This is a genomic window from Aliikangiella coralliicola, from assembly GCF_007004725.1.
Lineage (GTDB): Bacteria > Pseudomonadota > Gammaproteobacteria > Enterobacterales > Kangiellaceae > Aliikangiella > Aliikangiella coralliicola.
In genome coordinates this window covers 47,670-59,177 of sequence record NZ_ML660173.1, presented here as the reverse complement: position 1 = coordinate 59,177, position 11,508 = coordinate 47,670, and the positions used below count along the sequence as shown (strand labels likewise).

Genomic DNA, 11,508 nt, shown 5'->3' with positions numbered 1-11,508 from the left:
AATTTTTTCAATGGCATATATTCAGTAAAAAAGGTCAAGTTTTTCTCACGTTTAACAAAAGGTGCGAGTTTCCAATATTTCGATGAATCTAAACATCTGAACTATTAAGTCAATCGAAATGGAGGATTTCAGTCACTAGTCTTCAGAAGCAAATACGTAACCTCTTGTATTCGAGTTTAGTATTTTATTGTGTTGATAATCATCTTCCCCAGAAACTAATACTGTTCCATATTTTTCAAGTGACAAAACCGTTCCATATTCATCAACAGTATCTGTATCTGGATAGACCTTTACACAAGTGGGTACATATCTCGCAGTAAAGCCTAAACGGGTTTTGTTTGTTGTCGTATTCGGGAAAGATGAATGCATTAAAGTCGACCAAAAAATGACAAATTGCCCTGCTTTCATCGTTATTGATGCGGCTGCTGATTCATCAGGCACAAAGCTAGGATCTTTTTGTAAATTTCGATAGTCATATCCAAAAAAACCTCTTTTAATTCCGTCCTTTTCAAGCTTATTGACTTCTTCTGGCTTATAAGCCATTTCTTTCGACTCGTCATAAAACATTTCTTCTTGCGTACCGGGAATGAACCTGAGACATCCATTTTCCTCGTTAGCTTCGGTTACCGCAGTCCAAACAGTAACGGCACCGCCGAACTCAGAGCTGGGCCATTCTATTTGTGGTGCGCCTGAAGCGTGGGCAAAAGTATCGGCCTGATGCCAGTCGGTACCTTCATCGCCAGGGTATTTGGGAAACAACTCTGAACGCCAGCATAAAATGTCAGGCCCTAAAATGCTTTCCAATTTGTCGAGAATTCGTCTTTGCATGATATGCTGACTAAAGAAATCAATGTCTAAATGTCGATCATAACCTGCCAGCAAGCTGGTATGATCTAAGTCGTAAACCGCGAATTCTCTATCAAACATTTGCGGCCTGAGCTTCTTATAGGTTTCTCCAATCTCTTCAGGGCTATAAAGATCAAATGGGCCGATGTAACCATTTTTTCTAAATGCCGCTAGCTCATCTTCACTCAAACCATATTTTTTATCCATAACAAGACCCACCCTCGATTAATTTGAATATTAAAAATCAAAAAACTTAAACACTAGACTCTTCTACTGAAAGTTCACGTGCTTTTTCTTCGTATACTTCAACCCATTCTTTTACTGTCGGAGCTCCCATCAGTTTGCTCGTTGAAACCTCAAGCCCTAGAGCCTTTTCAATCACTATTTGTAGCTCTACAACTGTCAATGAAGACACGCCAAGCTCGAAAAAATCTTCGTCTTCAGTCAGGTCTTTCATGATTTCTTTTTCTCTGAAAAAACCTAGTATCTTGCTGCTAATTGAACCTTCTATCATTTTATTTCTCCCTATTCTCACCCTTCTATTGTGCTTAAGAATTTTCTGGTATCTATTTTCCCATTATCATTGATTGGTAATTGGGAATTAAAAACGAATTGATCCGGAATCATGTATTTAGGAATAACTAGTTCAAGGCTTGCTTTCATCTTTTTTATGTCGGGTTCAAGGCCTTCAGTAGTTTGAATGTGAGCCACCAATAATTGATCCCCCGACGAAAATTTTTTAGTAATCACGAGTGCGTCGCTAACATTTTCTAACTCAACAATATGAGTCTTGATTTCCTCTAGAGAAACACGATAACCTCGAATTTTCACCTGATTATCTTTTCTACCGATAAACGCCAATTCTCCGTTAGCATTTTCCTTCACCAGATCCCCGGTTCGATAGATCAAGTCGGGCGATATGTCTTTGTTAATAAAAAAGGCATCTCCTTGGTTTTCTTCATTCAGATACCCAAGTGCGACACCTGGCCCACTAACGTATAACTCGCCTACCTGTCCACTCTCAACAATGTTAAAAGCGTCGTCAAGTATATGAAGTGTCGTGCCTGAGATCGCCTTTCCGATGGGCACATTGCCGGAAGGTTTATTCTCCAAAGTCATTAAATGACAACATGTAAAAGTGGTATTCTCTGTCGGTCCATAGCCGTTAATAACTGTTATATTTGGAAAGGTATCCAAAACTTTGTTAACGTACTTGGGATTAAGAACGTCTCCTCCTGCTAACAACACGCGCAAGGGTTCCAGTGCTTCAATAAACTTATCGGTAACCAGGTGAAACAACGCAGCTGTCAGCCAAAGGATTGTTACCTCATTATTCCTGATATCGCTTTTTAGAACATTTGGATCGACTACAGTGCCAGAATAAGGAACCAATGTTGCACTGTTAAGCAATGCTCCCCACACTTCAAAGGTCGAAGCATCAAACGAAGGTGGTGCAAATTGTAAAATTCGGTCCGACATCTTAATTTGAATATAGTTCGTCTCTCTGACTAACCTGATCACTGCACGGTGCGGTACCAAAACACCTTTAGGTGCTCCTGTGGAACCTGAAGTAAACATGACATATGCACCATCGTCTTCTGCTGAAGAATAGCTATTAAATTCTTCGAGATTAGAATTAAACAACGAACTTTCATTAGCTATCAGCGACTTCAATCCATTTGAATAGTCGTTACAAGAAGCGTCTTTTGAAATTATAACTTTAACTTTTGCGGTCTCTAAGATTGCCTTGTTTCTTGAGGCCGGGCTTGCATCGTCAATTGGCAGATACGCTGCTCCGCACTTTAATATTGCTAACATCGAAATAATTAACTCTGCCGAATGACTAAAAGCAATTGCAACTATGTCACTGTGTTGAACCCCAATACCTTGAAGATATTTTGCCAAATAGTTCGCTCTCTCATTCAAATCCTTATAGGTAATATCCTGGCCCGAAAATCTGATAGCCAAACCATTTGGGCTTTGCCTTGCTAGATGCTCAAAAACTTTATGGATGCTTATCATCTTATTAGGCGGCATTTGATTTTTCGACACACAGGTAATTCCAAATGGTCACCATCACACTCGAGTCTTCTCTTAAAATGCCGTAATGATCAGCTTCCGGATCGATGTAAACTTCCGAATTTGGCATGAGTTCGTGAATTTTTTCTGTACTAGTCGCATTAGCTTGCACATCACGCTCACCGCTTATCAACAGCGTTTTATGCGCGACAAAACGAGCTAGTTTTTCAAAGTTGACATCTTTGTATGCGAGGTAGTTTGCCGCATAGCGCCGCAAATAAGCCAATTCAGTAAATGGTAGGTCGATTCCATCAGGTCGGTTGGCACTTTCTTCAAATCTCTGACTTTTTATTTTTTCAAAAACTAGCTTTAAATGTTCTTCGTCGCTTGCTGCAAGCGACAATAAACTATCGATTTCCATTGCGAACTGGGTCGTACACGCAGCGTCATTTAGCATTGTATATTCGCCATGAACCAGGATGAGATCATCGATTAATTGAGGAAAGCGATTCGCCGCAGCCAGAGCAAGTCCTGCTCCAGAGCAATAACCAACCATTATAAATTTTTTTACAGGGCATTCAGTAAGTATCGTGCGTAAGTCTAGAATATGGTTTTCGATATCGAATTCATTCTCTGTAACTCCACGATCTTCCGAATCTAAAATCGAACGAGTTTCCCAGGTAATAACGTTATAACCAGGTCCGAAAAAATCGAAAAAGTGTTTTGCCATCGATAACTTAAGACCGAATGGAATGATCAGTGCGATCCAGGGCTTTCCCGGTTGCGATTCACTGACAGCATAATTGAGCTCGAAGCCATCATGGCTTTGGATTTTTTTCTCTTGCATGAATTTACCTACCTTTTTCTTCTTTTACATTTCCATATTTCATCAAGTCGACATCATTACCTTTAGTCGTTAAAGCCAGCGTGGCGATTATCCCTTACAACTAATTTTCTACCGCGTCATAACTAATGATTCTTACAACTCTGCCAAGGTTTCGTGAGATAATTCAATGGTCATAAAGCTACCGAAAGTTGTAATAATGAAAGCTTGGAAAACTAACGAAATACGAGAAAATTACTTGACGCTTAGCCACTTACATTTCGCTTGTTTTCCCCAAGCCACCAAAATTGAGATGCAACAATCCCGTCACTTCTTGTCATGATTTTTTCAAAACTCGAAGTTAGTATCGATTAGGTTTTTAGTTCTTTCTAGAAACTGACGACAAAGACTTATCGCATTAACTAGTTACTTGAGAGTTAGTTTTTTACGACATAAAGATTCATAGTTCCTTAGTTTGAGTTAGCATAAATTCCTGTTCAATAAGACCTTCACTAAGCTATCGTTTTATAGCCTCCATAGCGTGCTTATTCCTTCACTTGTTTATTTTTTGTGACATTTATTCCAAGTGTTTGCGTAAACTTAGAGGGCGTATATCAATCCAGATATTGTCAATATTGTGCAAGGCATTCCGCTTTAGCTCCTGAAGCTCCTTAGTTCCTCCAGCCTAAAGCATTTTTCCTATCAGCTAACCAATTAGAGTATTGTGCTTCTCCATAAGTGACAACATTATAAGTTCGATTAGCTTCGTCCATATCCTCGATCTTAGTAATGATAACTCATTGAATTGTGATTAAATTTTGTTTGATTTGATTGACTTCAGATGAAGGCACGCTACCGCCCTAAGGTAACCGCTCCCCAACGGTATTAAATCGTCCATATTTTTATGCCTCTCCCAAAAGGCTTTTTTTATTCCATATGATTTTGGAAAATTGAAAATATTAAACGACATTCGAATATGTCGAATGGCATTCGAAAATATCAAACAATATTCAAATACATCAAACAACACTCAAATACATCAAACAACATTTGAAAATACGTGAAGATGCGATGAGAAAACTCACCGTTTTATTGTGAACGCGATCGCCTAGAATCAATCGCTAAAAACAAAAAATGCCGCCCCCAGCATTTACTTTTTGTTTTATATTTTATACAGGTTCATGTATAACATCTCGCGCTACACATTTCTATCTCAGAAATTAAAAACAATATTTTTTTTTGCAAAAAATCTCACATAAGAGATACATAATTACAAGAACATTTAAATTAAATTTCAATTTGAGTTTTTTTAAACAAATAGCAATTCGATTCAAATATATTTTCAGAAAAAATCTATTTTTGAAATCATCAGTAACGCAACATTCAGTTCGAAGTGACAACTTTTTGAACATCAAAATACATTTCGAAAAGAGATTTTTTTTTGTCGAACACAAAACTTTTTGGCGCAATAGCCAATTCTTTATTGAGCTCAATTAAGACTTATCGAATTGGTTGCAACTTACCTACATATCTAAATTCAAGCAAGGTATCTCATACGACAATTCATGACATTGACTCGGAGCTTTATCTTTCTGATACGTGCATAGCTATACAATTTTTGTTCTAAGTGGAACTGAATGTCAGGCTCTTTGACAGGACGAGAAATCTACCAGATAGGCGATTAGTTTTTTAGCGAAGCCCATGTCCAGCATCAATGTGCTAACGAAAATTAACGTTCTGTAAAGTCGGAAGATTATTATCTATAGATTCTCAAGAGACTGTTCGAACGACTTGATTTAACTCTTATCAATTTACCTTTTTTCATAACCAGTTTCTTGTGTCTGAAATATTTTTGTCTGAGTGACCTTCTACAAGAACAATATCGACGAGCCTTTTCAGCAAAAGTGTGCCCCACTTATCTTTCATCAACTTTGCCACATTTTTTGGTGGCAGTAGAGATAGCTTCCAGCGGAGTACGTCCAGACCAGTTCAAGCATACCTCGAATTTTCTCCCTGAATAAGCGACCGTTTACTTTCCAACAGCCCCATCAAATATTCCTTACAAGCCCTGACTCTCGCTGTTGCTCGTAAATCAACATGGTTTAAAACCCAAACACCCCAGTTTGAAGTGCCGATATCTCTGTCTAATCTGAATAGTCCTGGCTGAGTATCTCCGATAAAACATGGCAACTTAGCTAATCCTAAACCGCTGGCCGCGGCGACAGCCATCGATCCAACATCATCCACTCGAACAGATACCTTTGCATTTTTAAAATGTTCTTTCACCCACTGGGGTGATGAAACTTCGCTCTGGAATAAAATGACTTTTACGTTTTTAGAAATGTTTTCCAGCATCGATTGAGAGGCATATATTCCATGTCGTAATTTCATAATTTCTCGACCAACTAAATATTCAGGCGGGTTTGGCGTCATTCGAATCGCGAGATCGGCTTCCATCGCCACTAAATCAACTAAGTCCTTGGTCATCAAAAGCTGCATATCAATATTCGGAAAACGATGGCAAAATTCGCCGATATCAGGAATGATTAATCGATTTGCTAACTCAAATGCGACTGTCAATTTAAGCGGCCCGGCTAAAGCAGAATCAAGGTTTGCGGCCTGGCGATCAATGCTGCCAACTTTTTCTTCCATTGATGTCACGAGATCGAGTAAATTTTCCGCGGCTTGCGTCATAGAGTATCCGTTCCTGGTCCGGTCAAATAAGCGGGTTCCCAAACTTTGCTCTAATGCTTGAATGCGACGAGCCACCGTCATGTGCTTCACGCCAAGCACTCTTCCAGCGGCGCTGACAGTGCCCTCTCTGGACAAAACTAAAAAATATTTAAGGTCGTTCCAGTTTATCATTTCAATTTTCCTAAATTTCTTCTAATGCACATTTTTGAACATATGATGATTATAATAGATTATTTACGCACAATTAAGAACAAGCTATCTTATCGACATGACTGACCAACTACTCAGGAAAAATTCATGAAATCTAGTTCGCTAAAACGCCTAACGGCATTCACTAACAATCCCGAAGGTGGAAATCCTGCCGGCGTGTGGGTTGGAGAGTCGCTCCCAGACCAGGATGAAATGCAGCGTATTGCTGCCGAAGTCGGATTTTCGGAAACAGCATTTGTTGCCCCCTCGTCAGGAAAAAATAGAACCGTACGTTATTACAGCCCAGAAGCCGAAGTCCCCTTTTGTGGACATGCCACCATCGCAACTGGCGTTGCTATCGGACAAGAAAGTGGAGATGGAACCTATTTATTTGAAACCAAAGTTGGGGATATCCCTGTCACTGTCGCAACAAGTGACGGTATAACTAGCGCATCCTTAACTTCTGTTGAACCAAGGTATATGCACGCACCGCAATCTCTGGTAAAAGATGCTATGGCAGCCCTTGGCTGGGAAGAAAACGAATTGGATCCATTGATCCCTCCGGCAAGAGCATTTGGCGGCGTTTGGCACCTTGTACTGGCAGTAAAATCGAAAAAACGGTTAGATGATTTGCAATATGATTTTGAAAAACTAAAAACTATCATGTTGCAAGATGAACTAACCACCCTACAGCTGGTCTGGCGCGAAAATACTCGATTATTCCACTCGCGCAATCCATTTCCTGTGGGCGGTGTTGTCGAAGATTCAGCAACCGGTGCAGCCGCGGCAGCGCTCGGCGGTTATTTACGAGAGGCAAACCTGATCGAAGCGCCTGCAGAAATTAATATTCTTCAAGGCGAAGTAATGGGCAGGCCCAGCCAATTGAAAGTAACCATTCCTGCCGGAGGTGGAATTACCGTAGCAGGTTCTGCGGTCCAGCTACCGGAATGATTTCTTTTCTCTAAAGATATCAAACAATCCCCTGTACTCAACGAAATACCAACCATTTGCTGAATGAGAACAAACAGGGGAAATCTAACTTTAGTTCCGATTACAAATTAATAGAGTCAGAGTAATACATTCTCTGACAATCTCGCCTAATTTCTTTTCAAATTTCATCGCTTAAAAAATTCAAATATAGATGCAATCACAACTAAAGCTCAATCAATATCCCCTCAATCCCATGTAACATTAAAAATCATGTTTGGCTCTCTTGCGTCTTTTATTTATATCTCAAAAGGAAATCTTATGTTCTATAATTAACCAAAGTTCGAGATAAAAAAACCGAAAGAATTATCAATTCTGATTATTGGTAATTGATGAATTATTTGTTAACAGCAAGTAGCATAAATTCAAGTAAATCAATTCGATAAGAATATAAGCCAAGTTTTAATAACTCGTTTATATAATCGGGAAGTAACCACTTAATGAAACCAGGTAGTAAGCTTATATTTTTAAACACTGTATTTTTTATCAGTTTGTTTCTGAATCAAAGCTTACTTGCAAATGAAACAAAAAAACGCGTTTTGGTTCTTCACGCCTATCATCAAGGGTTTCATTGGACAGACCGAATAATGGCCGGTATTAAGTCAGTATTTGATGAACAAAATGACATCGAGCTATTTATCAATTATATGGACACGAAGCGACGATCCGGTCCGTTTTATTTCAAACAGCTAAGAGATCTTTATGCGACTAAATATCAGTTCGTGAAATTCGATGCAATCATTTCCTCAGACGATCATGCTCTCGATTTTTTGCTCAAGTACCGAGACGACTTGTTCCCAGAAACACCGGTTATATTCTCAGGTTTAAATGCTTTTTCGCAAGACAGATTGCAAGGGCAAAAAAATTTCACCGGCGTTTATGAATCTTATGACGTAGCCGGGACCATAGAACTAATGCTAAAGCTGCATCCAGGTACGAAAACAATCAACGCGATTACCGATGAAACTCGCTCGGGTTATATTTTTAAAAAACTCATTGAAAAAGCTGAGCAGAAATTCGCTAACCAAGTAAACATAAACTATATGCACAACCTAACGCCTGAGGAACTGCAGCGCTCGCTTACCAATTTATCTGAAAACACACTGGTACTGTGGGCAATTTATTTAAGAACGCCTTCAGGTACAACTCTGTCAAGCGAAGAAAGTGTCAGACTTGTTAGCGAGGCGAGCCAGTTTCCTACCTATTGTGTGTGGGATGTTGTTGGACAAGGCGTGGTGGGCGGAAAAATAACAAGCCCAAATTATCAAGGCGAAACTGCAGCTAAGATCGCTTTAAATATATTGCAAGGTCAATCAATAGAAAGCATACCTGTAACCGGGAGTCCGTTGATCAATATCTTTGATTTTAATGTGATGCAACGCTTTCAACTTTCGGCAGAGAAAATACCGAGACCTTATATAATCCTAAACAGACCAAAGAGTTTTTACGAACAATACAAAAGTTACATTTTGATTTATTCAGCTATTACTTTGCTACTTGTTACCACAATAATATTTCTTGTTACCACCATGCTATTAAAAAGAAAAAGAGATAAATATGAAGGTATGGCGATGCATGATCAATTGACCGGATTATATAATCGATACTATTTACAGGAAATGGCTAGCCATAAATTATCGGAAGCCAACCGACATCAAACATCCTTGTGTTTACTCGTACTAGACCTCGATCACTTTAAAACTATTAATGACACTCACGGTCATCCTGTTGGTGATATTGTATTGCAAAAACTCGCAAAGCTACTGAATGAGCAAAACCGATTCGAAGATGTTATTGCCAGAATAGGTGGCGAAGAATTTGTTATTTTACTAGACCATTGCAATGCAGAAGAGGCCGAAGAAAAAGCACAGTCTATTCGAAAGATGGTTGAAGCATTAAAACCCAATGGAATTGCTGTGACTATCAGCATTGGAATTGCACAACTAGCTCCCGATGGAGAAACATTTGAACAGCTACTAAAACGCGCAGATGAAGCCGTTTATCAAGCAAAAAGTCTTGGTAGAAATCGCGTTGTGTGCGTGAATTCGACAAAAGCATCGAGTGCTTAACTGTCGTATTTTTTATATCAATCTTTTTCTGGATAGAACGTTTTCACATCAATCAACTCAACGGGAACATCTTTCCAGTAAAACTCAACATATGGAAACGGAAGATTGATTGCCTGAATATGATAAAATGCATTCTTTTTTTGTTTTTCATAATGATACTCTCGCATTTTCCGCGTAGTAACAAACAGGTTATTTCTCACACCATCTAAAAATAATCCTCTATGTTGACTGAAAAATGGCCGTAAATCGAAATGATAGAAATCTTCAACTTTTTCAGATTGCGAGATAAGACTATTGGTATATATGCTGTAGTCTGCTATATGTTCTTGCTTCTCTCTTTTTTCATCTCCATAACTTACCATCGTATTTCTCAACAGCATAATGTGCAATGTATTAGTTACAGGTTCTTTACAATTAATATCAAAAATATTGTGATGAACTTTTAATACCGCCGAACTATTTGAGTCCATAGCAATAATATCGGCAATATTGCTGAGGACAGGACTTCTGAGTTGAAAATCAACACCATCAACTTCGAGGGAAATCAGGGTGTCATCGTAAATCGACGACAATATGGAATCTTCTTTCACCAGAGCAGCCAAAGAATTATTTTCTAACTCCAGTTCCGGTGTGACATTGGTTGTTTTTAACGTCTCAATTTCGTGCGCTTTGAAACTCTTCAAGTTATTTCTATATTTATACTCTTTAGCATAGTTTTTAACGTAATCATCAGAATAGGCTGGATAGCGCTCAGGGTTATCTTTATAGATTTCTTTTTGAAGCTTGCAAGTATAGCTTTTTTTCAAACCCGTCTGCTCTCTCACAAAAACACAGCCTTGATTGCAATAGGGAATGTAGTGGCAACTAAAGCATTCTTCGTCGGCATCCAATGTGTTTTCGATTGATTCTATGGTTTGCCAACCATTGTTTTGTATTGACGAGACAGACTCCTGAAATACGTTTCCATAGAAAAATTTGCGCGACGACTGACCTCTTGGGCAGGCAAACACATCTCCGTTACTTTGTAGTAAAAAAAACTTATCTCCACAATTCACTGCGCTACAACAAAACTCAGGTGTAAACTCTTTAAACCAATGCTCTTTAAAGCCTAATTCTAGCGAACTTCCCTTAAATGCCTTTTTAAGAGTTTGATAAAAAAACACCTGTTGCTCTTGAGTCAACATTTCAGTTCCGGGATATTGCTCGCTAAATTTTTCAGTATTTTTTTCGCTATCGAATGAAAACATCACGTTGAACTTAGTCATATCTAGACCAATGTCTTGATGAATAAATTTAATGTCAGCAATGAACTCATCTAAGTACTTGAGGTGTTCCTGTGTCACGACACACGAAATTTTTTTGTGATAAGGGTACTCTGCCAGCAACTTAAGATTGGAAGTTATTTTTGCGAGCGTGCTTTTTCCTTTTTTGTCTGTACGGTACTTTTCATGAAGTTTTAAAGGTAAGTCGACGCTCGCACTCACACTGACCTGGTATTCCGTAAATAAATCATATAACTGATCAAAATTATATAAATTCGTTTTAATATGAATCGGGTTAAGCGGATATCCAAATTGCTTTATCGTTGCGCCATATTTCTGATAATGCTCACTAGCGACCTGGAGGAGCTGCCGAAGTATTGTCTTAGGTATTGCTGTAGCTTCCCCACCATGAAACGATAAGTTAAACGGCAACGTATTATCTTTTAAAAACTGGCTCAAAGTAAACTTGAGCGTACTGACAATTTTATCTTTTTGGGTCAATTCGTCAGTACCTGTTCCAAGATAACAATATTTGCACCCCATATTGCAAAAATTCGTTGGCGCATATAACAGATGGATAAATTTACCTGGCTCTGTCTGTGTGTTAGCAAAAGTCATT

General features: G+C 38.8%; 9 protein-coding genes. 2 read left to right on the top strand and 7 right to left on the bottom strand.

Annotated elements, in window-relative coordinates:
- Positions 1-135: 135 nt before the first annotated feature.
- The 6 genes from FLL46_RS26105 to FLL46_RS26080 form a co-directional block, all read right to left on the bottom strand.
- Positions 136-1,053, bottom strand: coding sequence for a chlorinating enzyme (locus FLL46_RS26105; RefSeq protein ID WP_142935254.1), 918 nt, complete (start codon positions 1,051-1,053; stop codon positions 136-138).
- Between the two features lie 46 nt (positions 1,054-1,099).
- Entirely contained in the window at positions 1,100-1,360 is a 261-nt protein-coding gene (locus FLL46_RS26100) for an acyl carrier protein (RefSeq protein WP_142935252.1), read from the bottom strand.
- 17 nt (positions 1,361-1,377) lie between these two features.
- A complete protein-coding gene (locus FLL46_RS26095; protein WP_142935250.1) occupies positions 1,378-2,898 on the bottom strand; it encodes an amino acid adenylation domain-containing protein in 1,521 nt (506 codons plus the stop codon).
- On the bottom strand, positions 2,873-3,712 hold the full coding sequence (locus FLL46_RS26090) for an alpha/beta fold hydrolase (protein ID WP_142935249.1): 840 nt from the start codon (positions 3,710-3,712) through the stop codon (positions 2,873-2,875). The genes FLL46_RS26095 and FLL46_RS26090 overlap by 26 nt, the downstream gene beginning before the upstream one ends.
- Before the next feature lie 647 nt (positions 3,713-4,359).
- Positions 4,360-4,461 carry an MbtH family NRPS accessory protein gene (locus FLL46_RS27980; RefSeq protein ID WP_210418827.1) on the bottom strand — a complete coding sequence of 34 codons (102 nt, stop codon included), beginning with the start codon at positions 4,459-4,461 and terminating at the stop codon, positions 4,360-4,362.
- Between the two features lie 1,216 nt (positions 4,462-5,677).
- Positions 5,678-6,553 (bottom strand): LysR family transcriptional regulator, encoded by an 876-nt coding sequence (locus FLL46_RS26080; RefSeq protein WP_142935247.1) that lies wholly within the window; start codon positions 6,551-6,553, stop codon positions 5,678-5,680.
- Positions 6,554-6,679: 126 nt separating this feature from the next.
- Here FLL46_RS26080 and FLL46_RS26075 point away from each other — a divergent pair, with 126 nt between their 5' ends.
- On the top strand, positions 6,680-7,522 hold the full coding sequence (locus FLL46_RS26075) for a PhzF family phenazine biosynthesis protein (protein ID WP_142935245.1): 843 nt from the start codon (positions 6,680-6,682) through the stop codon (positions 7,520-7,522).
- 476 nt (positions 7,523-7,998) lie between these two features.
- A complete protein-coding gene (locus tag FLL46_RS26070; protein ID WP_142935244.1) occupies positions 7,999-9,627 on the top strand; it encodes an ABC transporter substrate binding protein in 1,629 nt (542 codons plus the stop codon).
- Between the two features lie 17 nt (positions 9,628-9,644).
- On the opposite strand, the gene FLL46_RS26065 is transcribed toward FLL46_RS26070, so the two are convergent.
- Entirely contained in the window at positions 9,645-11,507 is a 1,863-nt protein-coding gene (locus tag FLL46_RS26065) for a radical SAM protein (protein WP_142935242.1), read from the bottom strand.
- Position 11,508 lies beyond the last annotated feature (1 nt).